Source organism: Modestobacter muralis (assembly GCF_010682105.1).
Taxonomy (GTDB): domain Bacteria; phylum Actinomycetota; class Actinomycetes; order Mycobacteriales; family Geodermatophilaceae; genus Modestobacter; species Modestobacter muralis.
In genome coordinates this window covers 1-25281 of sequence record NZ_JAAGWH010000025.1, presented here as the reverse complement: position 1 = coordinate 25281, position 25281 = coordinate 1, and the positions used below count along the sequence as shown (strand labels likewise).

At 75.5% G+C, this 25281-nt stretch carries 23 protein-coding genes, 2 tRNA genes and 1 other RNA gene; 6 read left to right on the top strand and 20 right to left on the bottom strand.

Annotation, left to right across the window (positions count from 1 at the left end; genetic code table 11):
* The 10 genes from GCU67_RS10275 to GCU67_RS10230 form a co-directional block, all read right to left on the bottom strand.
* Nucleotides 1-910: ABC transporter ATP-binding protein (locus GCU67_RS10275; protein ID WP_163611129.1), on the bottom strand; the 910-nt coding region annotated here is incomplete at its 3' end.
* Nucleotides 911-912: 2 nt separating this feature from the next.
* Nucleotides 913-1857 (bottom strand): ABC transporter permease, encoded by a 945-nt coding sequence (locus GCU67_RS10270; RefSeq protein WP_163611128.1) that lies wholly within the window; start codon nucleotides 1855-1857, stop codon nucleotides 913-915.
* Between the two features lie 29 nt (nucleotides 1858-1886).
* Entirely contained in the window at nucleotides 1887-2891 is a 1005-nt protein-coding gene (locus tag GCU67_RS10265) for an ABC transporter permease subunit (protein ID WP_163611127.1), read from the bottom strand.
* Between the two features lie 86 nt (nucleotides 2892-2977).
* Complete coding sequence (locus tag GCU67_RS10260; protein WP_163611126.1) at nucleotides 2978-4693, bottom strand: ABC transporter substrate-binding protein; 1716 nt, start codon at nucleotides 4691-4693, stop codon at nucleotides 2978-2980.
* Nucleotides 4694-4991: 298 nt separating this feature from the next.
* On the bottom strand, nucleotides 4992-5591 hold the full coding sequence (gene recR, locus GCU67_RS10255) for a recombination mediator RecR (RefSeq protein ID WP_163611125.1): 600 nt from the start codon (nucleotides 5589-5591) through the stop codon (nucleotides 4992-4994).
* 61 nt (nucleotides 5592-5652) lie between these two features.
* Complete coding sequence (locus GCU67_RS10250; protein ID WP_163611124.1) at nucleotides 5653-5988, bottom strand: YbaB/EbfC family nucleoid-associated protein; 336 nt, start codon at nucleotides 5986-5988, stop codon at nucleotides 5653-5655.
* A gap of 186 nt (nucleotides 5989-6174) precedes the next feature.
* Entirely contained in the window at nucleotides 6175-8454 is a 2280-nt protein-coding gene (locus GCU67_RS10245; protein ID WP_163611123.1) for a DNA polymerase III subunit gamma and tau, read from the bottom strand.
* Nucleotides 8455-8545: 91 nt separating this feature from the next.
* Nucleotides 8546-9271, bottom strand: coding sequence for a YceI family protein (locus GCU67_RS10240; protein WP_163611122.1), 726 nt, complete (start codon nucleotides 9269-9271; stop codon nucleotides 8546-8548).
* A gap of 70 nt (nucleotides 9272-9341) precedes the next feature.
* Nucleotides 9342-9437, bottom strand: an RNA gene (gene ffs, locus GCU67_RS10235) — signal recognition particle sRNA small type.
* Nucleotides 9438-9504: 67 nt separating this feature from the next.
* Nucleotides 9505-9589, bottom strand: a tRNA-Ser gene (locus GCU67_RS10230).
* Nucleotides 9590-9733: 144 nt separating this feature from the next.
* On the opposite strand from GCU67_RS10230, the gene GCU67_RS10225 reads away from it, so the two are divergent.
* A complete protein-coding gene (locus GCU67_RS10225; RefSeq protein ID WP_163611121.1) occupies nucleotides 9734-10081 on the top strand; it encodes a hypothetical protein in 348 nt (115 codons plus the stop codon).
* A gap of 34 nt (nucleotides 10082-10115) precedes the next feature.
* Entirely contained in the window at nucleotides 10116-11837 is a 1722-nt protein-coding gene (locus tag GCU67_RS10220) for a protein kinase domain-containing protein (RefSeq protein WP_163611120.1), read from the top strand.
* Nucleotides 11838-11913: 76 nt separating this feature from the next.
* Here the strand turns inward: GCU67_RS10220 and GCU67_RS10215 are convergent.
* The 3 genes from GCU67_RS10215 to GCU67_RS10205 all read right to left on the bottom strand — a co-directional run bounded on the left by GCU67_RS10215 (nucleotide 11914) and on the right by GCU67_RS10205 (nucleotide 13061).
* Nucleotides 11914-11999, bottom strand: a tRNA-Ser gene (locus tag GCU67_RS10215).
* 10 nt (nucleotides 12000-12009) lie between these two features.
* Nucleotides 12010-12468, bottom strand: coding sequence for a nucleoside deaminase (locus GCU67_RS10210; RefSeq protein WP_338104915.1), 459 nt, complete (start codon nucleotides 12466-12468; stop codon nucleotides 12010-12012).
* Between the two features lie 68 nt (nucleotides 12469-12536).
* Nucleotides 12537-13061 (bottom strand): tRNA adenosine deaminase-associated protein, encoded by a 525-nt coding sequence (locus tag GCU67_RS10205; protein ID WP_163611119.1) that lies wholly within the window; start codon nucleotides 13059-13061, stop codon nucleotides 12537-12539.
* A 12-nt stretch (nucleotides 13062-13073) separates the two neighbouring features.
* Here GCU67_RS10205 and GCU67_RS10200 point away from each other — a divergent pair, with 12 nt between their 5' ends.
* From GCU67_RS10200 to GCU67_RS10185, 4 genes are all read left to right on the top strand, one after another.
* Nucleotides 13074-14045 (top strand): prephenate dehydrogenase, encoded by a 972-nt coding sequence (locus GCU67_RS10200; protein ID WP_163611118.1) that lies wholly within the window; start codon nucleotides 13074-13076, stop codon nucleotides 14043-14045.
* A 29-nt stretch (nucleotides 14046-14074) separates the two neighbouring features.
* Nucleotides 14075-14314, top strand: a complete 240-nt coding sequence (locus GCU67_RS10195; RefSeq protein ID WP_163611117.1) for a DUF2630 family protein — start codon at nucleotides 14075-14077, stop codon at nucleotides 14312-14314.
* 167 nt (nucleotides 14315-14481) lie between these two features.
* Entirely contained in the window at nucleotides 14482-15471 is a 990-nt protein-coding gene (locus GCU67_RS10190) for a UDP-glucuronic acid decarboxylase family protein (protein ID WP_163611116.1), read from the top strand.
* Nucleotides 15472-15649: 178 nt separating this feature from the next.
* On the top strand, nucleotides 15650-17326 hold the full coding sequence (locus tag GCU67_RS10185; protein WP_163611115.1) for a vWA domain-containing protein: 1677 nt from the start codon (nucleotides 15650-15652) through the stop codon (nucleotides 17324-17326).
* A 46-nt stretch (nucleotides 17327-17372) separates the two neighbouring features.
* On the opposite strand, the gene GCU67_RS10180 is transcribed toward GCU67_RS10185, so the two are convergent.
* The 7 genes from GCU67_RS10180 to GCU67_RS10150 are packed head-to-tail and all read right to left on the bottom strand — an operon-like array spanning nucleotide 17373 to nucleotide 25088.
* The gene (locus GCU67_RS10180; protein WP_163611114.1) at nucleotides 17373-18296 is read right to left on the bottom strand and encodes a glycosyltransferase family 9 protein; all 924 of its coding nucleotides are present in this window, start codon (nucleotides 18294-18296) and stop codon (nucleotides 17373-17375) included.
* A complete protein-coding gene (rfaE2, locus tag GCU67_RS22420) occupies nucleotides 18293-19696 on the bottom strand; it encodes a D-glycero-beta-D-manno-heptose 1-phosphate adenylyltransferase (protein WP_163611113.1) in 1404 nt (467 codons plus the stop codon). Before rfaE2 ends, GCU67_RS10180 begins: the two co-directional genes overlap by 4 nt.
* Nucleotides 19693-20361, bottom strand: coding sequence for a D-sedoheptulose-7-phosphate isomerase (locus tag GCU67_RS10170; RefSeq protein ID WP_163611112.1), 669 nt, complete (start codon nucleotides 20359-20361; stop codon nucleotides 19693-19695). The genes rfaE2 and GCU67_RS10170 overlap by 4 nt, the downstream gene beginning before the upstream one ends.
* Complete coding sequence (locus tag GCU67_RS10165) at nucleotides 20358-21596, bottom strand: glycosyltransferase (protein ID WP_338104914.1); 1239 nt, start codon at nucleotides 21594-21596, stop codon at nucleotides 20358-20360. The genes GCU67_RS10170 and GCU67_RS10165 overlap by 4 nt, the downstream gene beginning before the upstream one ends.
* Nucleotides 21593-22558 (bottom strand): glycosyltransferase, encoded by a 966-nt coding sequence (locus tag GCU67_RS10160; protein WP_163611111.1) that lies wholly within the window; start codon nucleotides 22556-22558, stop codon nucleotides 21593-21595. The genes GCU67_RS10165 and GCU67_RS10160 overlap by 4 nt, the downstream gene beginning before the upstream one ends.
* Nucleotides 22555-23592, bottom strand: coding sequence for a glycosyltransferase family 9 protein (locus GCU67_RS10155; RefSeq protein WP_338104913.1), 1038 nt, complete (start codon nucleotides 23590-23592; stop codon nucleotides 22555-22557). Before GCU67_RS10155 ends, GCU67_RS10160 begins: the two co-directional genes overlap by 4 nt.
* Entirely contained in the window at nucleotides 23589-25088 is a 1500-nt protein-coding gene (locus GCU67_RS10150; protein ID WP_163611110.1) for an HAD-IIIA family hydrolase, read from the bottom strand. The genes GCU67_RS10155 and GCU67_RS10150 overlap by 4 nt, the downstream gene beginning before the upstream one ends.
* Between the last annotated feature and the right edge of the window lie 193 nt (nucleotides 25089-25281).

Below are 25281 nucleotides of genomic sequence, written 5' to 3'. Positions count from 1 at the left end.
CGCAGCCCTGGGCCCACGGGATGGCGTCGCGGGCGGACCCGCGGATCGGGGTCAGCGGGGTGCCGCGGGTGGTGTCCAGCCGCGGCACCGAGGCCAGCAGGCCGCCGGTGTAGGGGTGCCGCGGGCGGGCGAAGAGGTCGCCGCGGTCGGCGGTCTCGATGATCCGGCCGGCGTACATGACGTGGACGCGGTCGCACAGCCCGGCGACGACGCCCAGGTCGTGGGTGATCATCACCAGCGCCGTCCCGGAGCCCTGCACGAGCTCGCGGAGCAGCTCCAGGATCTGGGCCTGGATCGTGACGTCGAGGGCGGTGGTCGGCTCGTCGGCGATGAGCAGCCGCGGCGAGCAGGCCAGCGCCATCGCGATCAGCGCGCGCTGGCGCATGCCGCCGGAGAGCTGGTGCGGGTACTCCCCCAGCCGCCGGCGCGGGTCGGGGATGCCGACCCGGTCCAGCAGGTCGACGGCCTCCTCGGTGGCCTCCTTGCCGCGCATCCCGCGGTGCTCCTTGAGCACCTCGGTCACCTGGACGCCGATGGTGACCGTCGGGTTCAGCGAGGACAGCGGGTCCTGGAAGACCATCGCCATGTCCGCGCCGCGCAGCTTGCGCAGCGCGCGGTCACCGGCGCCGAGCAGCTCCTGTCCGTCGAGCCGGACCGAGCCGTCGACCTGCACGCCGCGCTTGGGCAGCAGGCCCATCACCGCCAGCGAGGTCACCGACTTGCCGCAGCCGGACTCCCCGACCAGGCCGATGGTCTCCCCGGGGGCGACGGAGAAGCTGACCCCGTCGACGGCCTGGGTGCCGGCCTCACCGCGGCGGGTGAACCGGACCGAGAGGTCCTCGACCTCGAGGACCGGGGTCGTGGAGGCAGCGTGCCGAGGCGCCGCCGAGAACGCCGTGGAGCCGTTCATGGTCACCTCCGGAACTTCGGGTCGAGGGCCTCGCGCAGTGACTCCCCGAGCAGGGTGAAACCGAGCGCGACCACGATGATGCACAGCGCCGGGTAGACGGCCAGCTGCGGTGCGAAGGACAGCACGGCCTGGGCGCTGGAGAGCATCGCGCCCCACTCCGGCCGGCTGATGTCGGGGTCGCCCAGGCCCAGGAAGCTCAGCGCCGCGGCCTCGATGATCGCCGTGGCCAGCGAGAGGGTGGCCTGCACGATCACCGGCGACAGCGAGTTGGGCAGCACGTGCCCGAGCACGATCCGGCTGCGCTTGACCCCCAGCGCCTTGGCCGCGAGGGCGTAGTCGCTGTCCCGCTGGGACAGCATCGACCCGCGCAACAGGCGGGCGAACACCGGCACCTGGGTGACGGCGATGGCGATCATCAGCGCGTACTGGTTCTGGCCCAGCAGCACCGAGATGCTGATGGCCATCAGCAGGCCGGGGATCGACAGCAGGATGTCGACGAAGCGCATGACCACGGTGTCCACCCAGCCGCCGAAGGCGCCGGCGAGCACGCCCAGGGCCATGCCGACGACCGCGCCCAGCACCGTGGAGACCACACCGATCAGCAGCGACTGGCGCGAGCCGTAGATCAGCCGGGACAGCACGTCCCGGCCGAGCTGGTCGACCCCGAGCGGGAAGCCGTCGCGGGAGCCGGGGATGGAGCCCTGTCGGACCTCCGACAGCAGCGCCTGCTCCAGTGGGTCGCGCGGGGCCAGCGACGGCGCCAGAGCGGCGACCAGGAGGAAGGCGACGACGATGACCGCACCGAGGATGGCCACCGGGTTGCGGCGGAGCCGGCGGAAGGCGCTGCGGGCCAGCGAGACCCCGCCCCCGCCCTCGGGCACCTGACCGGCGCGGGCGGCCAGCTCGTCGATCTTGTCGCGGCGGGTGCTGCCCAGAGCCGCGCTCATCGGCTCTGCACCCCCGCCGATCCGCGAGCTCATCGGACGCGCACCCGGGGGTCGAGCAGCCCGTAGGAGATGTCCACCAACAGGTTCACCAGCACGTAGACCACCGCCAGGATGAGGATGAAGCCCTGCAGCAGGGCGTAGTCCCGGTTCGCGATGGCGTCGCGCAGCGCGCTGCCGACACCGCCGAAGGCGAACACGGTCTCGGTCAACACTGCACCGGACAGCAGCAGACCGGTCTGCAGGCCGATCGTGGTGGACACCGGGAGCAGGGCGTTGCGGATGATGTGCCGCCGCCGCACGGTGGCGGTGGCCAGGCCCTTCGCGTTCGCCGTCCGGACGTAGTCCTCGTTCACCACGTCCAGGACCGAGGCGCGGGTGATCCGCACGATGATGGCCAGCGGGATCGTGCCGAGCGCGATGCCGGGCAGCACCAGGTGCAGGAGGGCGTCCCAGGCGGCGTCGAACTCCCGGGTCAGCAGCCCGTCGAGCACGAAGAAGTTGGTGATGTGCGTGGCGTCGATGCGCACGTCCTGCCGGCCCGAGCCGGGCAGCCACCCGAGCTGGACGGCGAACAGCAGCCGCAGCAGGTAGGCCAGGAAGAAGACCGGGATGGCCACGCCCAGCAGCGAGCCGATGACGGAGCTGGAGTCGATCCAGCTGCCGTGCCGGCGGGCGGCGAGGTAGCCGACCGGGATGCCGACGCCGATGGCGAAGACCATCGCGAAGACCGTCAGCTCGAGGGTGCCGGGGAAGCGCTCGAGGAACTCGGTCGTGACGGCCTGGCCGGTCCGGGACGACGTCCCGAAGTCCAGCTGGAGGGCGCGGCCGAGGAACTTGCCGTACTGGACGAGCACCGGCTGGTCCAGACCGAACGTCTCGTTGTAGCGGGCGATGTCGTCGGGGGTGGCGCGCTCACCGAGCGCTGCCTGGGCCGGTCCGCCGGGCAGGGCGCGCAGCCAGGCGAAGAGCAGGACCGAGAGGCCCAGCAGGATCGGGATGAGTTGCAGGAGCCGCCGGACGATGAAGCGGAGCACGCTGGCTGGTCAGCCTTCCTGGATCGACGACCGGGGGTGGACACGCCACCGGGGCGACCCGTCAGGGCCGCCCCGGTGGAGTGCGATCACTCGCTGATCGTGACCGTGGAGAAGTCCTCGGCCGACAGCGGGCTGGGGACCAGGCCCGACACGTTCTCGGCGACGACGATCGCGTTCGGGGCGTGGGAGATCGGGACCGCCGGGAGGAAGTCCATGATCGCCTTGTTGGCCGCCTCGTACAGCGGGCCACGGGCCTCGACGTCGGCCTCGCTGTCACCGGCGGCCAGCGTGGAGAAGACCTCGGGGGCGCTCCAGCCACCGAACTCGGCCTTCATCTTGCCGCCACCGGCGTCGGCGAAGAACGTGCCGATGAAGTTGTAAGCGTCGTTGTAGTCACCGGTCCAGCCCAGCAGGTGGATGTCCGCCTGCCCGGCCTGCACGGCGTCGAGGTAGTCCGGGTTCCACGGAAGGGAGGTCGGCTCGACGGTGAACCCGGCGTCGGTCAGGTTCTTGCTGATGACCTCGTACATGGCGGCCGGGTCCGGCAGGTAGGGCCGGCTGACGTCCGTCGGGTAGTAGAAGCGCAGCTTCGTGCCGGTCGCGCCGGCCTCGGCCAGCAGCGACTTGGACTTCGCCGGGTCGTAGGCGTACTGCGTGACGTCCTGGGTCCAGCCGTCGACGGCCGGGGGCACGAACTCGATCGCGGCCTCGGCGCCCTCGGGGAGCAGCGAGCTCACGATGGTGTCACGGTCGATGGCGTGCGCGATGGCCTGGCGGACGCGGGGGTCCTGCAGGGCCGGGTTCGCGCTGGTGCCCTCGACGCCGCCGCCGTTGATGCCCAGGTAGAGGACGTTGAACGGGTCGCGGGGCAGGACCTGGAAGCCGCCCTGCTCGAGGGTCTGGTAGTCGGCCGGGGCGACGAGGTCGTAGCCGTCGATGGAGCCGGCCTGCAGCTCCTGGCGGCGGGTGTTGCCGTCGGCGATGGAGCGGAAGACGATCTCGTCGACGCCGGGGGGCTCGCCCCAGTAGTCGTCGTTCTTGACGATGCTGACCGTCTTGTTGCCCCGGTCCCAGCTGCCGAACTTGAACGGGCCGGTGCCGGTCGGGTGCGTGGTGGCGTACTCGGAGTAGGTCAGCGCGTCGCCGTTGCCGCCCAGCTCGTCGGCCTTGTACTGCTCCAGCGCGGCCGGGCTCTGGATGGCGAAGCTCGGCAGGGCCAGCACGGCCGGGAAGCGGCTCGTGGTCTCGGTCAGCTTGATGACGGCGGTGGCGGCGTCGGTGGCCTCGCACCCGGCGTACAGGCTGGGGACGTCGGGGGTGTCGGCGAACCCGCCGAAGTTGTTCTGCCAGTACTCCGAGGCCGCGGGGCTGGCGGCCAGGCCGGTGAAGTTGTACTGCCGGTCGAAGTTGAAGCAGACGGCCTCGGCGTTGAAGTCGGTGCCGTCGTGGAACTTGACGCCCTCGCGCAGCGCGAAGGTGTAGGTCAGGCCGTCCTCGGAGACGTCGTAGCTCTCCGCGAGCGCCGGCTCCAGGTCTGCGGTGCCGGGCGCGTTGGTCAGCAGGCCCTCGTAGATCTGGCGGGTGACACGGAAGGACTCACCGTCGGTGGCCAGGGCCGGGTCGAACATGGTCGGGTCACCGGCGGCACCGAAGACGAAGGTGCCGCCTCCGCCGCCGCTGCCGCTGCTCTCGCCTGCGGCGGTCCCGGACTCGTCCCGGTCGCTGGAGGCGCAACCAGCCAGCGCGAGGGCGGACAGCGCGGCCGCGGAGGCGGCCAGTGCGCGGGTGGGGCGACGATGCATCGCGGAGGACCTGCCTTCTCGGCCGTGCACGGCCGGATGATCTGGAGCCTGACCGCCCGCAGACCGGAAGGTCTGGGGCACGGGCAGGGACATTAAGTGCGCTTTGTGACGCACATGTGTCTGTGCACCGCATCGTCACCGGATCGAGACCTCGCGTGCACCGGCCCCTCACCCTGCCGTGCCGACGCCCTCACGCACCGTCCGCGGCCGCGCCGGCGGCCGGCTCACGGGACCCCCGGCCCCGTCGCAGGGTCCCGCCCTGAGCCTGCCAAGGGCGGGGGGCGACGGGGTCCTTCGTCTAGGCGTCGATGCGGCGGCGGCCCTCGAAAGCGCGGCCCAGGGTGACCTCGTCGGCGTACTCGAGGTCACCACCGACGGGCAGACCGCTGGCCAGCCGGGAGACGGCCATCCCGAGCGGCCCGACCAACCGGGCCAGGTAGGCAGCGGTGGCCTCGCCCTCGAGGTTGGGGTCGGTGGCGATGATCAGCTCGGTGACCTGGCCGTCCATCAGCCGGGTCATCAGCTCCTTCACCCGCAGGTCGTCGGGGCCGATGCCCTCGATCGGGCTGATCGCCCCACCGAGCACGTGGTAGCGGCCCTTGAACTCACGGGTGCGCTCGATCGCCACGACGTCCTTGGGCTCCTCGACGACGCAGATGACGTCGAGGGCGCGACGGGGGTCGCGGCAGATGCGGCACTGCTCGCCCTCGGCGACGTTGAAGCAGGTCACGCAGAAGCGGACCTCGGCCTGCACCCGCTGCAGCGCCGCGACCAGCCGGACGACGTCAGCTGACTCTGCGGCCAGCAGGTGGAAGGCGATGCGCTGCGCGCTCTTGGGACCGACCCCGGGCAGCCGCCCGAGCTCGTCGATCAGGTCCTGGACAGCGCCCTCGTACACGGTTCTCCTCGTCTGGGTGGGGTGCGCGGGCAGTGGTGCCGCGCCTGCGCACCCCGGTGGGTCAGAAGCCGGGCAGACCCAGGCCGCCGCCGAGACCGCCGGTCAGCGGGCCCATCGTGCTGGCGGCGAGCTCGTTGACGGCGCGCTGCGCGTCACGGACGGCAGCGACCACCAGGTCCTGCAGCGTCTCGACGTCGTCGGGGTCGACGGCCGCCGGGGCGATGGTCAGCGCGGTGATGTCGCCGTCGCCGGTCATGGTGACCGTGACCAGCTCACCGCCGGCCGAGCCGGTCACCTCCGTGGCGGCCAGCTCCTGCTGCGCGGCGGCGAGCGCCTGCTGCATCTGCTGCGCCTGCGCGAGCAGGGCCGACATGTCGGGCTGTCCTCCGGATCCCATGGCACCGAGAGTAGGTGCTGCCACCGACAGTGCGCGGCGGCCGGCCGCGCGGGTCGTCCCCGACCCCCGCGACCACCCGCTCGGGGACCCGCCGCGCGCGGAGCGTGTGGTGGGGGGCGAGGGTCGGGCCCCCGCGCAGGGTCCCGCCGCGCGCGGGGCGTGTGGTGGGGGCGAGGGGGTCCTTCTTCAGTCCTCGATCGGGCGGGCGCCGAGCTGGGTGCGCAGCAGCAGCAGGGCGGCGGCGTGCGGGTCCTGCTCGGGGGCGTCCGCGCTGCCGGGGGCGGGCTCGGCGGCCCGCTCGGCCATCAGCTCGTCGGCCTCGGCGGTCTCGGCCGCCTGGACGGCGGCCCGGACGTCCTCGGGGGTCGCCGCCGGGCCTGCCGGCGCCTGCCCGGGGACGTCGACGATCGTCTGGACCTTCCAGCGGACGCCGAGCAGCTCCTCGACCGACTGCCGGAGGACCTCCCGGTTCAGGTCCTCGCCCATCATCTTGGCCAGCGCCGGGGAGGTGAACGACAGCGTGAGCGTGCCGTTGGCCAGGTCGTGCACCTGGGCGCTCTTCATCAGGCCCTCGGTCGTGCGCTTGTGCCGCTTCACCACCGCCTGCAGCTCCGGCCAGATCCGCCGGACGTCGACGGTGGTCAGCTCGGTGTCACCGCCCACGGGCTCGGGCGGGGTGGCCGACACCAGCGGCGTGGGCTCGCCGCCACGGGGTGAGGGGGCGGACTCCGCGGCGGCCCGCGGTGCCGGTGCCGTGGTGGCGGCCGGCCGGGCCGGCTCGCTGGTGGCCGGGGTGGCCGACGCGGACGCAACGGGAGCGGGAGCGGGGACCCGGGCGGGCTGCGGCCAGTCCTCGTCGTCGGTGGGCTCCGGCGGCAGCGGGACGTCGGGCTCGGAGTCGGCCACCGCCGGGCGGGACCGCGGCTCGGGAGCGGCCGGCGGGCTCGGCGCGGCAGCCGGCGCCGGGGCGGGCGCGGACGCCGCCATCGCCCCCGGGCGCGCGGTGACCGGCCAGCCGTCGTCCCCCTCGGGGGCGGGTGCCGCGGGGCCGGCCGCCGGTGCGGTTGGAGCGGTCCGGGCCTGCGACGGCCGGACGTAGGCCGGCCGGCCGGGCGCCGCAGCAGCAACTGCGGCCGGGACCGGGGCCGTTACCGGCGCCGCGGCGGGTGCCGCTGCGGCGGCTGGTGCAGCGGGCGCCGGCTCGGGGACCCGGGCAGCCACCGGGGCCGGCCGGGCCGCCTCCCGCACGGGCTCGCGGACCGGGGCCACCGCGGCGACCTCGGGGCGACCGGCGTGCTCACCGGCGATCGACATCCGCCGCTCGAGCCGCTCCAGGCGCTGCAGGGTGGCCGCACCGGAGCCGTCGGTGGCGGGCAGCAGCATCCGGGCGCAGACGAGCTCGAGCAGCAGCCGGGGCGCCGTCGTCCCGCGCATCTCGCTCAGGCCCTCGTGCACGGTGTCGGCCAGCCGGGACAACGTCGCGGCACCCAGCGCCTGGGCCTGGCGGGTCATCAGGTCCAGGCGGTCGGGCGGGCAGTCCAGCAGCCCGTTGCCGCTGGCCTCGGGCACGGCCTCCAGCACGATCAGGTCGCGCAGCCGGTCGAGCAGGTCGGTGGCGAACCGGCGCGGGTCGTGGCCGGCCTCGACCACCCGATCGACGGCCTGGAAGACCCCGGGTGCGTCTGAGGCGGCGAGCGCGTCGACGGCCTCGTCGAGCAGCGCCTCGTCGGTGACGCCGAGCAGGCCGACCGCCGAGCGGTAGGTGACGCCCTCGGGCCCGGCGCCGGCCAGCAGCTGGTCCAGGATCGACAGCGAGTCGCGCACCGAACCGCCACCGGCGCGCACCACGAGCGGGAACACGGTCGGCTCGACCGTGACGCCCTCGGCGGTGCACGTCCGCTCCAGCAGGCCGCGCAGCGTGCTCGGGGGCACCAGCCGGAACGGGTAGTGGTGGGTGCGCGAGCGGATGGTCGGGAGGACCTTCTCCGGCTCGGTCGTGGCGAAGACGAAGACCAGGAACTCCGGCGGCTCCTCGACCACCTTGAGCAGGGCGTTGAAGCCCTGCGAGGAGACCATGTGCGCCTCGTCGACGATGTAGACCTTGTACCGGCTGTGCACGGGGGCGAAGAACGCCTTCTCGCGCAGGTCGCGGGCGTCGTCGACGCCGCCGTGGCTGGCCGCGTCGATCTCCATGACGTCGATCGACCCGGGGCCGTCGGGCGCCAGCGAGATGCACGAGCCGCAGACACCGCACGGGGTCGACGTCGGGCCCTGCTCGCAGTTCAGCGAGCGGGCCAGGATGCGCGCCGAGGACGTCTTCCCACAGCCGCGTGGGCCGCTGAACAGGTAGGCGTGGTTGATGCGACCGCTGTCGATGGCGTTCATCAGGGGCGTGGTGACGTGCTCCTGACCGACCACCTCGGCAAAGGTCGCCGGGCGGTACTTGCGGTAGAGCGCCAGAGCCACGACCTGAATCTACGTGGCCGCGCCGACGGTCCGGCCGCACCTCGCCCGTCGGTACCGGTGCGTCACCGCCTCGGCACGGACGGGCGCAGCGCTACTCCGTCAGGTGCAGGAAGAACTCGACCTGTCCCTGGTCGTCCACCCGCACGAAGCCCAGGTTCGGCGCCTCGATGCCGTAGTCGCCGAAGAGGACCGGCACCGCGCCGGAGACGTCGACCCCGTCGGCGGTGCGCACGGCGGAGATCTCGGTCTGCACCGGCCGCGTCACGCCGGCGAGGGTGAGCTCCCCGGTCACCGGCACGGTCACCGGTGTGCCGGTGAGCTCGGGCAGGTCGGCGGTCTCGGTGACCGAGAAGACCGCCGTGGGGTTGGTCGCGACGTCCATCACGTTGTCCTGGAAGTAGCCGTCCCGACGAGCCGTGTCGGTGGTGATCGAGGCGACGTCGACGGTCACGTCGGCGTCGGCGAGGTCGCCGCCGGTGATGACCACGGAGCCGGTGACCTGGTCGGTCGTGCCGGCGACGGTGACGTCGGCGCCGTTGAGGACCTCGTCGACGCGGTAGCCCGCCGAGGAGTCGGCCGCGATGGTCCACGTCCCGTCGAGCGCGGCCACGTCGGGCGTGGGCGCGACGGCGCTGGTCGGCGCCCCCGAGGAGGGCGCACTGCCGGAGGACGTCGCGGCATCGGGCTGGACCTGCACGGTCCGCGCCGGCGCGGCGTCCTCCTCGAGCGCGGCGTAGACCAGCGGCCCGCCGATCGCCCCGGCGGCGACGACCGCCACGACCCCACCGGTGATCCACCAGACGCGACGACCGGTCATGTCCACTCCCGAGGTTGACGGTTCATGGATCGAACCGCACGAAGCTGTCAGGAGGCTGTGTGCCAGGGCATGAAGGGACCCCTCGCACACCCGTCAGAGCCCGCTTATCCTTGCTGCCTTCCGGCCCTGGGGAGGTTCACAGGGTGACGCCGCACGAGGGGTCGCCGACCACTGTAGTGGACGCCCGGCCCGCGGGGGGAGCCAGGGGGCGGCCGCCGCGAGGCGGCCCGTTGCGGAGGATGGGAGATTCGAACTCCCGAGGGCTTGCACCCAACCCGCTTTCCAAGCGAGCGCCATAGGCCACTAGGCGAATCCTCCAACTGCGTGGGCAACTGTACCGGGCAGCTCCCCGGACGCGCGCCGCTCCCCCCTCGCCCGGAGCGCCCGCGGGCCCCAGGGGTGGTTGAGTGATCGCCGACAGCCGGCGACCGCCGCGCAGCGCGACACCCGGAGGGACTGGACATGAGCAGTACCGAGCAGGTGCGGCCCGAGGTGGTCGCCGCCATCGTCACCGCACTGGAGAACACCGACCCCAGCGACCTCCCGGCCGACGCCACCCGCGCGGAGAAGGACGCCGCCCGGGACGAGTACTTCGCCGGCATGCTGGCCGAGCGGGCGCAGCGCGACCGGCAGACCCGGGCGTGGGAGCTCCTGCTCACCCGGGGTCACGACGAGCCGCCGAGCTGGGAGTCGCTGTTCGACGAGCTGCCGGAGAGCTCGCTGGGCGAGCTGGCCGAGCTCTTCGACGCGCTGCCCGAGGGGGCACAGGCGGAGTACGCACGCCGTTACGGCGCTCCGGCCGCCACCTGACCGGCGGACCGGCGGGCGTGCGGGCAGGGCAGCGGTGACGGCGCCGGGTTCCCGGGTGGCCGGGCGCTACCTCGTGCGCTCCCGGCTCGGCGGCGGGGCGATGGGGGCGGTCTGGCTCGCCCGGGACGAGCTGCTGGGCCGCGACGTCGCGGTCAAGCAGGTGCTCATCCCGGTCGGCAGCGACCCCGAGGCCACCGCGGGGCACCGCGAGGCGGCGATGCGCGAGGGGCGGATCGCCGCCCGGCTGACCCACCCGCACGCGGTCTCCGTCTACGACATGGTCGACGACGGCGGGACGCCGTGGCTGGTGATGGAGTACCTGCCCTCGCGCAGCCTGGCCCAGGTGCTGGCCGAGCAGGGCACGCTGCCGGTGCAGCAGGTCGCGCAGGTCGGCGCACAGGTGGCCGACGCGCTGGTCGCCACGCACGCCGCCGGCGTCGTGCACCGGGACGTGAAGCCGGGCAACATCCTGATCGGTGAGGGCGGCCGCGCCGAGGGCCTGGTGAAGATCACCGACTTCGGCATCTCCCGTGCCCGCGGCGACGTCTCGCTCACCCAGACCGGGGTGGTCAAGGGGACGCCGGCCTACCTCGCCCCGGAGGTCGCCCGTGGCCAGGAGCCCGACGAGGCCAGCGACGTCTACTCCCTGGGCGCGACCCTCTTCGCCTGCCTGGAGGGGACGCCACCCTTCGGCATGACCGAGAACCCGCTGGAGATGCTCTACCGGGTCGCCGGCGGTGACTTCAACCGACCGCGCAACGCCGGTGCGCTGACCCGCCCGCTGATGCGGATGCTCAACTCCGACCCGGGCAAGCGGCCGTCGATGACCCAGGTCCGCGACCAGCTGGCCGGCCTCGCAGCCGGCCGGGACCGCGACGTCACCGACGTCCTCACCGCGCGCACCCCGATCGCCACGACGCTGACCGACATCCGCCCGGTGGGCAGCCGGGCGGTGCCGGCGCCGGCCGAGCAGTCGGTCGTCGCGCCGGTCCCGGACCCGGCTCCCCCGCTGGTCCCGACGCCGGACGGACCGCCCGCGGCGGCGCCCGCGGACGCCGGCCCCAGCGCGACCCCCGCCCGCACCGGGGGGCCGACGATCGCTCCCCCGGCCGCGCCGCCTGCCCGCCCGCGCGGCCGGCGCCGGGGAGCGGTGCTGCTCGCTGCACTGGCCGCCTTCCTGGTCGGGGTCGGCGTCCTGCTGTTCCTGCTCGGCCAGGACAGCGACCGCACCGAGGCCGCGGCCCAGACCGGCACCGCCACGCCGTCGTCCACCCCGCCGGCGCCCCGCACGTCGAGCTCCCCCACGCCGTCGGAGACCACGGCGCCGAGCACCTCGGCCGCCCCGACGCCGACCACGACCGCCCCGACCACCACCGCGCCCGCCACGACCGCCCCGGCGGAGACGACCGCGGCACCGCCGCCCTCGACGCCCGCCGGACCCGCGCCCGGCTCGGCAGCCGAGGTGCAGCAGACGCTGACCAGCTACTACGCGCTGCTGCCCGGCGACCCGGCGGCCGCCTGGGAGCGGACCGGGCCGACGCTGCGCTCGGCGATCTCCCGGGCCAACTACGTCCGCTTCTGGAACCGGTTCAGCTCGGTGACGCTGGGGCCGGTCTCGGCCTCCGACGGCTCGCTGACCGCCACCGCACCGGTCACCTTCGTGGAGAACGGCGCCCGGGAGCCCGAGCAGCACACGTTCACCTTCGTCCGCGGGGACGACGGCCGGCTGCTCGTGGACTCCGACCGGGCACAGTGACACCCGCCGGGCGACCGGCCCCGGACGCGACGACGGCGGCGCCTGGTCCGGGTGGACCGGGCACCGCCGTCAGGTGCGGTGGCGGTGGGATTTGAACCCACGGAGGCTGTGAACCTCACACGCTTTCGAGGCGTGCTCCTTCGGCCGCTCGGACACGCCACCGCCGGAGAGACTACAGGCCCCGCTTCGCGCGGAAGAAGGCACGTAGCAGCGCGCCGGACTCCTCGGCCCGGACCCCGTTCACGACCTCGGGCCGGTGGTTGAGCCGGCGGTCCCGGACGACGTCCCACAGCGACCCGGCCGCACCCGCCTTCGGGTCGTCGGCGGCGTAGACGACCCGGGCCACCCGGGCCAGCACGCTCGCCCCGGCGCACATGGTGCAGGGCTCGAGGGTGACCACCAGCGTGGCGCCGGTCAGCCGCCAGCCGTCGCCGTGCACCCGGGCCGCCTCGCGCAGCGCCAGCACCTCGGCGTGCGCGGTCGGGTCGCCGCGCCGCTCTCGCTCGTTGGCGGCCTCGGCGAGCACCTCGCCGCCCGGCCCCAGGACCACGGCGCCGATGGGCGTGTCGCCCCACTCCTGGGCCGCGGCGGCCAGCTCGAGCGCCCGCAGCATCGCCTCGTCGTCGGTCACGGGGACATCCTGCGCACAGTCGAGTCCTGCCCCCGGGTGGGGGCAGGGCTCGACCGTCCGCGGACCCCTCAGGCGGCGGCCGCGGCCCGGAGCTCGTCGGCGAAGCCGATCCGCCCGGCGATGGCCAGCACCAGCTCGTCGGCCCACATCTCGTCGGAGTCCAGCAGCGCGGTGAGCTCCTCGGCGGGGAGGCCGGCATCGGCCAGGACGGCGAGGTCACCGCCGGGCCAGCCCTGCTCGTCGTCGTCGAAGGCGTCCTCGATGGTGTTCCCGGCCTCGACCGGGATGCCGTAGCGCTCGACCACCTCGGCGGCCAGCAGCCACTCCTGGAACGTCGCGTCGGAGATCAGCGCGCGCACCATGCCGCCGGGCCCGTGCCGGAGGACGACGAAGTACAGCCGGCTGTCGACGACGATCACGAACGGCCCGGGCCAGCCCGGCGACCCGGGTTCGCCCAGTGCCTGCTCCAGCACCGGGAGCTCGCTGTCGGCGTCGGCGGCCAGCAGCTCGCACCGCCAGTGCCCGTCCAGGCGGGCGACCCGGACGGCGAAGCTGGGCCGCAGCGCGGTGCCGGGGTCCGGCAGGGTGGTCATAGCCTGTAGATCATGGCCGACCCCGCTCCCGACGACAGCAGGACGCCGGGCGCCGCGAGCGCCTTCCCCGTGCCGACGATGCCCGTGCCGCCGGTGTCGGTGGTCGGGCTCGGTCAGCTCGGCGGGTCCCTCGCCGCGGCGCTGGTCGCGAACGGCCGCCCCGTGTCGGGCTGGGACGTCGACCCGAGAGCCCGCGCGGCCGCCGAGGACCAGGGCGTCCGGGTCACCCGGGAGCTGACCGGGGTCGTCGTCCTCGCCGTCCCGCTGCCGGTGATGGCCACCGCGCTCGACGGGCTGCGGATCGACCCGGGCGCGACGGTCACCGACCTGGGCTCGGTCAAGGTCCCGGTGCTCGACGCGCTGGGCGCAGCGCACGGCGAGCGGTTCGTCGGCGGGCACCCGATGTGCGGGACGGAACGGTCCGGCCCGGACGCCGTCGACCCCGCGCTGTTCACCGGTGCCCGGTGGGCGCTGTGCCTGGAGCCGGACACCGACCTGCGCCGCTGGCTGCGGGTCGCGGAGATCGCGCTCGCCGTGGGTGCGGAGGTGGTGCCGGTGACCGCCGCTGAGCACGACGACGCGGTGGCCGCGATCAGCGCCGTCCCGCACCTGCTCGCCGCCGCGCTGGCCGCCGCCGCGGGACAGGCCGGGCCGCTCGCGCTGAGCCTGGCGGCCGGCAGCTTCCGGGACGCCACCCGCGTCATCGCCAGCGACCCGGCGTTCGTCACCGCCCTGGTCGAGGGCAACGCCGCACCCGCGGCCGCCGCCCTCGCCCGGGTGCGCGCCCAGCTGGACCGCCCGTGGCCCGAGCTGGTCGCCGACGGCCACGCGGTGCGTACTGCGGCCGCCGGGCGCCGTCCGGTGCGGGTGCCACTGGAGCGCTCGGCGCTGCTGTCGCTGGGCCGGTCGGGGGGCGCGGTGACCCGGCGGCTGGCCGCCTTCGTCGAGGGCTGGGTCCCCGAGCGCCCCGAGCCGCAGGCATGACCTCGTCCCCGAGGGGGCAAGCTGGGCGCATGGCAGACGACGACAAGGACATCCACGCCCAGATCGAGGCGCTGGTCGAGGAGGAGCACGCGCTCCGCAACGCGACCGAGCACACCGAGGAGCAGCGCGCCCGCCTCCGCTCCATCGAGGAGGAGCGCGACCAGCTGTGGGACCTGGTCCGCCAGCGTGACGCCAAGCGCCAGTACGGGGAGGACCCCGACGAGGCGCAGGCGCGTCCCGAGCCGCAGGTCGAGAACTACCTGCAGTAGCCGGTCGGACGGCGGCCGCCGCGGTGGCCGCCGTCCCCCGATCGGAGGGTCCTGCCGACCCGGGGACACTTCGGCCCCGAAGCGTGTGCGAAGTTGACGTCCCGGGCACTCAGTGCGGTGCACGCCGCGCGGTCCGGTGCGCGGGTGCGGCAGACAGGAGCTCGTCGATGGCAGTCCAGGGTGCAGAGCAGGCGCGCGAGGTCCGCCGGGCGGTGGTGACCGGCGGGGCCGGCTTCCTGGGCTCGCACCTGTGCGAGCAGCTGCTCGAGCGCGGCGTCGAGGTGGTCTGCCTGGACAACTTCCTCACCGGCTCGCCGGAGAACGTGCAGCACCTGATGGAGCACCCCGGCTTCCGCCTGGTCCGCTGCGACATCACCGACTACGTGCACGTCCCCGGCCCGGTCGACCTGGTGCTGCACTTCGCCTCCCCGGCCAGCCCGCTGGACTACCTGAAGATGCCGATCGAGACCCTCAAGGTCGGCAGCCTGGGCACCCTGCACGCGCTGGGCCTGGCCAAGGAGAAGGGCGCCCGCTTCCTGCTGGCCTCCACCTCGGAGGTCTACGGCGACCCGCTGCAGCACCCGCAGCGCGAGGACTACTGGGGCAACGTCAACCCGGTCGGCCCGCGCGGGGTCTACGACGAGGCCAAGCGGTTCAGCGAGGCGCTGACCACCGCCTACCGCACGTCGGAGGGCACCGACACCGCGATCGTGCGCATCTTCAACACCTACGGCCCGCGGATGCGCGCCGACGACGGCCGCGCCATCCCCGCCTTCGTGGGCCAGGCGCTGTCCGGCCGGCCGTTGACCGTGGCCGGCGACGGGTCCCAGACCCGGTCGATCTGCTACGTCGACGACACGGTGCGCGGCATCCTCGCCCTCGCCTTCTCCACCGAGACCGGCCCGATGAACATCGGCAACCCCGACGAGCTGTCCATGCTCGCGCTCGCCCGCTGGATCGTGGAGCTGACCGGCTCGGACTCCGAGATCGGCTTCATCGACCTGCCCGTCGACGACCCCAAGGTGCGCCGGCCCGACACGACGCTGGCCACCGAGGCCCTCGGCTGGACGCCCACGGTCACCTCCGAGGTGGGCCTGCGCCGCACGGTCGAGTGGTTCACCACCCAGCGCGAGGCGGCCCTCGCCCAGGTCGGCTGACCACCCGGTCGCCTCCCTGCCGGCCCGGCCGGACGGGGACCGGGAGCCCGGACGGGCGGCGCTCGCGGGCCCGGACGGGTGGCCCGGATGGGTACAGTGGCGCACCGACCGATGGCCGCACGCCCACTGGGGCGCCGGGCGCCCCAGTGCGCCTGCGAACACGACCGGAGAACACCAGATGGGGCGCCACGCCCACACCCGCGCCCGGACCGACCGCCGCACCCGTCCCGCCCTGCTCGCGGGCCTGGCCGCGCTCGTCGTGGCCGTGGTCGTGGCCGGGCTGGTCTGGTGGACCTCCGGCGACGACGAGACCGCCCCGGCCGCCGCCGACTCCGGCGCGTGCACCGACCGCCGCACCGTGCCGGTGACCGTGGCCCCCGAGCTCGGCGCGCTGGCCGGGCAGCTGCTCGCCCAGCCCCTCGACCTGGACAGCGGCGCCTGCGCCGTCGCCGAGGTGACCGCCACCGAGCCGCTGCAGACGCTGGCCGACCTGGGCTCGCTGGCCCCCGACGCCCTCCCGCAGGTCTGGGTGCCCGACTCCTCGCTGTGGGCCGCCCGCGCCGGCGGCAGCGGGCTGGAGGCGGCCGGCTCGGTCGCCACCTCACCGCTCGTGCTGGCCACCAGCCGCGCCGCCGCCGAGGACCTGGGCTGGACGACGACGCCGCCGACCTGGGGCGAGGCGCTGACCACCGACCGCCCGCTCGCCGTACCCGACCTGGCCGCGAGCGCCGAGGGCGTCTCGGTCCTGGCCGCCGTCCGGCAGTCCCTCGGTGGTGGGGAGGCCGCCGACAACGCCGTCGTCGAGGCCGTGCTGGCCGCCGGCCGCGGCGGAGTCCCGACCGTCGCCGACGCCCTCGCCGCCGGTACCGCGGGCGGGGCCGACGCGCCGCTGGTCCCGGTGAGCGAGCAGGAGGTGCTCGCCGCCAACCAGGCCGCCGGCTCCGACGCCCTGGTCGCGGTCTACCCCCGTGAGGGCTCCCCGTCGCTGGACTACCCGGTGCTGCGGCTGCCGGTCGGCGACGACGTGCAGCGCCGCGCGGTCGACGCCGTCGTCCAGGCGCTGACCGCCGGCCCGGTCGGCGAGCAGGCGCGCGCCGCCGGCTTCCGCGACCAGCAGGGCGGGTCCCCGGCCGGCGCCGGCGTGGGCACCGGCGTGCAGTCGCAGACGCCCGAGCAGGTCGTGCTCGACCCGGCCGCGGTGCAGGCGCTGCTCGGCCGGCTGTCCAGCCTGGCCACGCCGTCCCGGCTGCTCACCGTCATGGACGTCTCCACCTCGATGGAGGCCGCGGCCGGCGACGGCACCCGGGCGACGCTGGCCCGCGACGCCGGCAAGAGCGCGCTGACCCTGCTGCCGGACTCCTACTCCGGCGGCGTCTGGGCCTTCGCCCACCGGCTCGACGGCGACCGCGACTGGGTCGAGCTGGCCCCGCTGCGCACCTTCGGCGCCGACGCCGGGGACGGGAAGACGCAGCGCCAGCTGATCACCGAGCAGTTCGACACCCTGCCCTCGATCCTCTCCCCGGGCGGCACCGGCCTGTACGACACGACGCTGGCCGCGGTGCGGGCCGCCCGCGAGGCGCACGACCCGAAGTCGGTCAACACCGTCGTGCTGATCACCGACGGCGAGGACGACGACGACGAGGCCGGCGTCGACCTGCCGGCGCTGCTGGACACGCTGCGGGCCGAGGCCGACCCGGCGCGCCCGGTCAAGGTGGTCGGGATCGCGCTGGGCCCGGACGCCGACCTGAGCGCACTGCAGCAGATCGGCGACGCGACCGGGGGCGCGGCCTACCCCTGCCTGGACCCCGAGGACCTGCAGGGCGTGCTCTTCGACGCCATCCGCCGCCGCAGCTGACGGTGATGGAGTCCCAGCGCTCGCTCCCTGACGCGCTGGGACTCCATCAGAGCAGGGCGTCGAGGGCGGCGGTGACCTCGGCGACGGTGACCCGGGCGAGGGCCGGGTCCAGGTCGGTGCCCCACGGGTCGCCGGTGCCGTCGCCGTGCCAGAGCACGACGTGCTGCGCACGCGGCGGCGGACCCCACAGCGCGGGTGGGACCGGGCCGAACAGCACCACCGAGGGACGCCGGTAGGCCGTGGCGAGGTGGGCCACCCCGGTGTCACCGCAGACGACGACGGACGCGGCGGCGACCACGGCGGCCAGCTCGAGGGACGTGGTCCGCCCGGCCAGCACCGCGCCGTCCCCCAGCCCGGCCCCGGCGGCGACCGCCCGGGCGAGCTCGACCTCGGCCGGGCCGCCGGTGACCCGCACGTCGTGCCCCTGCGCGCGCAGGTGCCGGGCCACGGCGGCGAAGCGGTCGACCGGCCAGCGCCGGCCGGGGAACGCCGCCCCCGGGTGGACCACGGCGGCGCCGCGCACCGGCGGCTCGACGTCGGGGACGCGCAGGTCCAGGGCGTCGGGGTCGCAGGTGACGCCCAGCCCCTCGTCGACCAGCCGGCACCAGCGCCGCACCTCGTGCTCGTCGGCGTACCAGATGGGGCCGGGATAGCCGGGGCTGTCGAAGGTCAGCAGCCGCTGCGGGTGCAGCCCGGCGACGACCACGTGCGAGGCGGGGCCCTTGCCGTGCAGGTCGACGGCGAGCTCCGGCGGCGGGCCGGACCAGCCCAGCGGCTCGAGCTCGACGGCGGGCAGCACCTCGTCCACGGCGTCGATCAGCGCGGCGAGCGGCGCCAGGGCCCGCGTCGTCGCCAGCACCAGCCGGTGCCCGGGCACCGCAGCCCGGACCCCCCGGATCGCCGGCACCCCGGTGAGCAGGTCACCGAGCCCCAGCGGCCGCAGCACCACCGCCGTGGGCTGTTCGGTCACGGCCCCGTTCCGGGGCCCGCGGCGAGCCTGCGAGTCGTGGGGAGAACGGGGTCCTTCGTGCGGGAGCGCTCGACCAGGGCGGTGGTCGAGTGGCCGTCCAGGTAGGGCAGGACGACGGCCTGACCGCCCCAGGTGCGCAGCACCGCGGCCTCGGGGAGGTCCGCGCCGGCGTAGTCGCCGCCCTTGGCCCACACGTCGGGCCGGAGGCGCTCCAGCACGGTCGCGGGGGTGTCCTCGCCGAAGACGACGACGGCGTCGACGAACTCCAACGCCTCCAGCACCCGGGCCCGGTCGGGGGCGCTGACCAGCGGGCGGGTGGGGCCCTTGAGCCGGCGCACCGAGTCGTCGGAGTTGATGCAGACGACCAGGCAGTCACCGAGCCCGCGGGCGGCCCGCAGGGTGGCGACGTGGCCGGCGTGCAGCAGGTCGAAGCAGCCGCCGGTGGCCACGACGGTCCCGCCCGCGGCGCGCACCCGGGCCAGCAGCGCGTCGACGTCGGGCTCGGTGGGCTCGGCGGCGGCCGGGGCGGCGTCCCAGGCGGTGGCCCCGCCCCGGCCGACGAAAGCACCGGCGGCCGCGACGGCGGCGGTGACGGCCTCACCGGTGACCGCACCCCCGGCGAGGGCGACGGTGACCGCGGCGGCGAAGGAGTCACCGGCGCCGCACGGGTCGCCGCCGGTGACCGGGGTGGCCGGCACGACCATCGGCGCGCCCTCCCCGTAGGACAGCAGCGCGCCACGGGCGCCGAGGGTCACCGCGACCGCGCCGACGCCCCACTGCCGGATGAGCGCCTCGGCGCGGGCACCGACCGCGGCCAGGCCGGTGCCGGTGACGTCGGGGACGACGCGGGCCGCCTCGGAGCCGTTGGGGGTGACCAGCCGGGTGGAGGGCACCGGGTCCGCACCGCGCGGGTGCGGGTCCCAGACCACCGGGCCGCGGGCGGCGGACAGCGCGGCACGCACGTCAGGGGCCGACGTCGTCCCGCGGCCGTAGTCGGCGACGAGCACGGCGGACGCGGTCGCGATCGCCTCGGCCGCGGCGGCCGGCAGGGCGCCGAAGGTCGTCGTCGCTCCCCCGGTGTCGAGCCGGGCGACGGAGTGGTCGCCGACCCGGATGCGCTGCTTCACCGCGGTCGGGCTGCTGGCCGGGATCTCGATCAGCTGCACCCGGCCGGCGAGCAGCGCCCGCAGCCGGTCGGCGCCGTCGTCGTCGCCGAGCGGGGCCACCAGGGTGACCTCCTCGCCGGAGGAGGCGGCCAGGACGGCGGCGAGCGCGGCGCCACCGGGACGCTCGTGGGTCACGGCGTCGTCGATCACCGGTACCGGCGCGTCCGGGGTGAGCCGGGAGGCGGTGCCGACCAGGTCGACGTCGAGCAGAGCGTCACCGACGACGACGATCACTGGACCACCTCGACGTGGTTGGTGGTGAACACCCGCGGCGACTCGGCCAGCACCGCCGCGTCGAAGGCGGCGCAGAGCAGGTGCAGGGCGACCAGGTGGCACTCCTGCACGGTGGCGGTCCACTCCGAGTCGATGCAGACGGCGTCGTCGGCGGCCGCGGCCAGCGGGTTCGGGCCCGGCCCGGTCATCGCGAGCACGGTGACGCCGCAGTCGCGGGCCCGGCGGGCGGCGGCGACGGCGTTGGGGCTGCGGCCCGACGTCGACAGCAGCACCAGCACGTCGCCGGGGCGGCCGTGCGCCTCGACCTGGCGGGCGAACAGCTCGTCGGCCGCGTAGTCGTTGGCGATCGCGGTCAGCGAGGACGTCTCGGCGGTCAGGCAGATCGCGGAGAACGGCGGGCGGTCGGCGCGGTACCGGCCGACCAGCTCGGCGGTGAGGTGCTGGGCCTGGGCGGCGCTGCCGCCGTTGCCGGCCGCGAGCAGCCGGCCGCGGCCCTCGCCGGTGAGCACGTCGGCCAGCAGCCGGCCCCAGCGGTCGAGGACCTCGACCTGCGCGGTGAGGCTGCCCAGCGCGGCGGTCAGCGAGGCGACGTGGTCGTGCCCGGTGAGGTGCGTGCAGGTGTCCGGCGACACCACCTCGCTGGAGCGGGACGGGGTGACGGTCATCGAGCGACCTCCAGAGGGGAGCGGACAGCCAGGACCTGGCGGTAGACGGCGTCGGTGTCGGCCACGACGCGGGACCAGCGGTAACGGGTGCGGGCGCGCCGTACGCCGGCGGCGCCGTAGGCGGCCCGGCGCTGGTCGTCGGCGAGCAGCGCCGCCAGCGTCGCGCCGAGGGCGGCGGGGTCGCGCGGCGGGACCAGGTCGCCGGTGACGCCGTCGGCGACGGAGTCGGCCAGCCCGCCGACGGCGGTGGCGACCACCGGGCGGCCGCAGGCCATCGCCTCCAGCGGGGTGATGCCGAACGGCTCGTACCAGGGCACGGCGAGCACCACGTCGGCGGAGCGGATCCAGCCCGGGACGTCGGCCCGCGACACCGCGCCGGTGAACACCAGCCGGTCGGCGACCCCCAGCTCGTCGGCGATCGCGCGCAGCCGCTGCACCTCGGGGTCGGTGTCGAGCAGGTGGGACTGCGGCCCGCCGACGACGACCAGCTCGGCGCCGGGGACCGCGGGGAGCGCCCGGACGGCGTCCTCCTGGCCCTTGCGCTCGACCAGCCGGCCCAGCACGAGCAGCCGCGGCCGGCCGGAGCGCTCGGCGACCGGCCCGCGCGGGGTGAACTCGGCGGTGTCGACGCCGCAGGGCACGATCGAGACCCGGTCGTCGGCCAGGCCCAGCAGACCCAGCTCGACGACCTCGTCGGTGCAGGTGGCCACGACGTGGTCGACGTCGGCGCACAGCCCGCGCTCGAGCTCGATGCGCTGCTCCGGCGAGGTGTCGGCGTCGCCCTGGTGCCGGCGCTTGACCGAGCCGAGGGCGTGGAAGGTCTGCAGCACCGGGATGCCCAGCCCCGCGGCGGCCTGCACCGAGGCCAGGCCGCTCATCCAGAAGTGGGCGTGCACGAGGTCCGGCGGTTGCAGCACCCAGGCGGCCCGCAGCACGTCGGCGAAGGTGCCCATGTGCTGCAGCAGGTCGTCCTTGGGCAGCACGGCCGGGGGCCCTGCGGTCACGTGCACGACGTCGTAGCCGTCGGCGGTGCGCACCCGCTCGGGCAGCGCGGCGTCGTCCCGGCGGGTGTGGACGGTGACCTCGTGGCCGCGGGTGGCCAGGCCCGCGGCGAGGGCCGCGACGTGCACGTTCTGCCCGCCGGCGTCGACCCCGCCGATCGCGGCGAGCGGGCTGGCGTGCTCGCTGACCAGGCTGATCCTCAGCCGGTAGGCGTCGACCAGGTCGGCGGTCACCGGGTCACCTCGGCCAGCAGGGCGTCCCAGTCGGTGAGGAAGCGGTCCAGCCCGTAGCGGCCGAGCGCAGCGGCGCGGGCGGCCTTGCCGGCCAGCCGGGCGGCGTCCGGCTCGTGGACGAAGCGCTCCAGTGCGCGGGCCAGCACCTCGGGGTTCGTCGACAGCACGCCGGCCTCGGCCGGGACCGCCTCGACGGCCTCGGTGGTGGCCAGCCCGACCACCGGCATGCCCAGGTGCATGGCCTCCAGCAGCGACAGCCCGAGCGACGTCCAGCGCACCGGGTGCACGTAGACCCGGCGGCGGGCGAGCTCGTCGTGCATCGCCGCCTGCGGCGGGTCGTCGTACAGCCCGACCCGCGCGGGGTCGAGGTCGTAGCGCTCGTGGAGACCGGTCAGGCCCATGCCGAAGACGTCGAGCGGAGCGGCCCGGCTCAGCAGCGGCAGCAGGTCGCCGCCGGTGTACCGGCCGCGGCGGACCGGCTCGTTGACCACGACGCCGGCCCGGGCGAGCTCGCCGGTGTAGCGCTCGCCGGGGTCGACGATGCCGTGCTCGATCACCCTGGTCGGCGCCGAGCCGTTGTCGTAGAACAGCTGGTTGAAGTACGTGACGTGCGCGATCGGGATCTCGCGCTGGTCGGCCAGCGGGTGCCGGGTGTTCGGCACCGAGCCGTCGGGCGCGTTGTGCTCGAGGAACACCGCGGGCAGGTCGCGGCCCGGCTCGCGGCCCAGCCACTCGCGGACCAGCTCCAGGTCGCGGGTGCGCTGCAGGACGACGACGTCCGGCTGCTCCTCGCGCAGCTGCTCGGGCGTCACCTCGCGCACCGACGCCGGCCAGTCCCAGGTGCGGGCGCGGCCCAGCCCGTCGGGACCCCGGTCGGGGACGACCGGCAGCAGGTACTCGTGCGCGCCCTGGACGAACGACGTCGTCCACGAGCCGTGCACGTGCCAGAGCAGGACCTTCACGCGGCCACCAACTTCTCGACGGCGGCGACGACGTCGGCCGCGGTGACGGAGGACAGGCAGGGGTGCCCCGGCACCGGGCACTCGCGGGCCCGGGTGTCGCGGCAGGGTGCGGACTGGTCGCCCAGCAGCACGGTCGGGACGCCATAGGGCGCCCACCGCACGGCCGGGACGACCGGGGAGAACAGCGAGACGACGGGCGTGCCGACGGCGGCGGCCAGGTGCGCGGGGCCGGTGTTGCCCACGACCACCGCGGCGGCGCCGTCGAGCAGGGCGGCCATCTCGGCCAGCGTCGTGGCCCCGCCGAGGTCGACCCCGCGGGTGCCGGCGACGGCGGCGGTCAGCGCCCGTTCCCCCGGCCCGCCGGTGACCAGGACGCGGTACCCGGCGTCGGCCAGCGCCTCGACGGCCTCGGTGCAGCGCTCCACGGGCCAGGCGCGCGCCGGCACGCTGGCGCCGGGGTGCAGCACCACGTAGCCCGGCTCGTGGGCGACCGCGGGCAGTGGACGTCGCACGGCGAGCCGGCCGTCGTCGCCGTCGGGCAGCTCGAACCCGGCCGCGCGGGCCAGGGACAGCGCGCGCTCGGGCTCCGGCATGTCGTCGTCCACCTTGTGCCGGACGTCGAGCAGCGAGCCGGGGTAGTCGACGCTGATCGCGCTGATCCGGGCCACGCCGGCGGTGCGCAGGACCAGGGCCAGCGGGAGCGGGGACTGGTGGAACGACGTGGAGACGACGGCCTCCGTGACCCCCGCGGCGCGCACCCGGTCCGCGAGCGCGGCGAGGTCCGCGGCGTCGACGGGCTGCGGGTGCCCGTCGATCCACGGGCAGTGCCAGGTCAGCACCTCGTCGACGCCGGGCAGCAGCTCGGCGGCGGCGGTGCCCTGCGGGCTGGCCAGGAAGACCACCCGGTCGGCACCGGCCGCGACCGCTCGCACCAGCGGGCCCTGCAGCAGCACGTCGCCGGCGTTGTCCAGCCGGGCGACCAGGACGGTGCGGCTGGGGGTCGTGCCGCTGGGTGAGCTCGCCAGCCCGCTCACCAGGCCCCTGCCAGCACGTCCTCGACCGCTTCGGTGAGCGTGGGTGCCCGGTGCCGGGCGGCGGTGACCTCGGCCGGCAGCGTGACCGGCGTGGGCACCAGGATGCCGCGTGCACCGGCGGCGGCCGCGGCACCGAGGTCGGCGGCGATGTCGCCGACGACGACGCAGCGGGCCGGGTCGACGCCGAGCTCGGCGCAGGCGGCGGTGACCATGCCGGGCGCGGGCTTGCGGCAGTGGCAGCCGTCCTCGGGGGCGTGCGGGCAGACCTGCACGGTGTCGAAGGGGCCCAGCAGCTCGGCGACCCGGGCGTTGACGGCGTCGGCCTGGGCCCGGGTGATCAGCCCGCGGCCGACCCCGGACTGGTTGGTGACCAGCCCGATCCGCACGCCGCGGGCGCGCAGGGAGTCCAGCGCCTCGCGGGCGCCGTCGACGGGGGCGACCAGCGCCGGGTCGCCGTTGTAGGGGACGTCGTGGACGAGCGTGCCGTCGCGGTCGAAGAGCACCAGGTCGGGCAGCCCGCGCCAGGCCGGGACGTCGCGGTGCACGACCGCGCCGCGCAGGACGTGCCAGGTGGCCAGCGGCGGGATGACTGCGCTGGTCAGGGCCATGGTGGCGACCTCGGCGCGGTCGCGCGGGCCGGGTGCGATGCGGGCCCAGGCGAACTCCGCCGTCCCGGCGAGCCAGCCGAGCGCGGCGAGCCCGGCGGCCCGCGGCCTCCCGACGGCGAGCAGCCCGACGGCGGCCAGCGCGGCGCCGGTGACCGCGAGGTGCCGGGGACGGCGGCCGACGGCGGCGTCGGCGCGGTCACGCCAGGTGGGGCCGTGCAGCCGGCGCATCAGCACGTCGTCGGCGTTGCCGGCCTGCACGCGGGCGGAGACCCAGCGGTCGACCGGGCGCACCGGGTGGGTGATCCAGCGCTCGCCGCGGGTCAGCGTGGAGCCGGTGTCCATGACCCGCAGGGCGAGGTCGGAGTCCTCGCGGAAGGCGCGCGGGAAGCGCTCGTCGAACCCGCCCACCGCGGCGAGGGCGGACCGGCGGTAGGCGAGGTCGGCGGTGATCCAGCTGCTGGTGGCCAACCCCGCGGTGCCGCGCTCCCAGTCGGTGGGCCGACGGTCGGTCGGCAGCGGGACCCGCACCCGGCCCTGCGTGCCCGCGACGTCGTCCGGCAGCGCGGCCAGGTCGGCGGCGAGGCGGTCGTACCAGTCGGGGTCGGGCACGACGTCGTCGTCGAGGAAGGCGATCCACTCGGTGTGCGCGGTGCGCCAGCCCAGGTTGCGGGCGCGGGCCGGGCCACCGCCGCCGGTGCGCACCACCCGGACCGGGGGCAGGCCGGGGCGCTCGGGCCGCAGCGGCTCGCCCGTGGGCCGGTCGTCGACCAGCACCAGCTCGGCCGGGCGCGGCCCGGTGCTGTTCGCCAGCGCGTCGAGCAGGACGTCGAGCGACGGGCGGCCGATGGTCGGCACGACCACCGTGCAGCTGCTCAGGTAGCCCGTCATGCCCTCACGATCCCCTGCAGCTCCACCGGAGAAACACTACGGGCTTTAAGTTTTCGCCGGGCAGGCGGCGGATTACCCCGTTCGAGGGACGCTCACGCGTCGGATCCCCCGCGATCACCCCTCACGACCGTCGATCCCGGTCCCGGATCCCCAGGCATAGGTACCTATACACCCGACTGTGGGCCCTAGACCG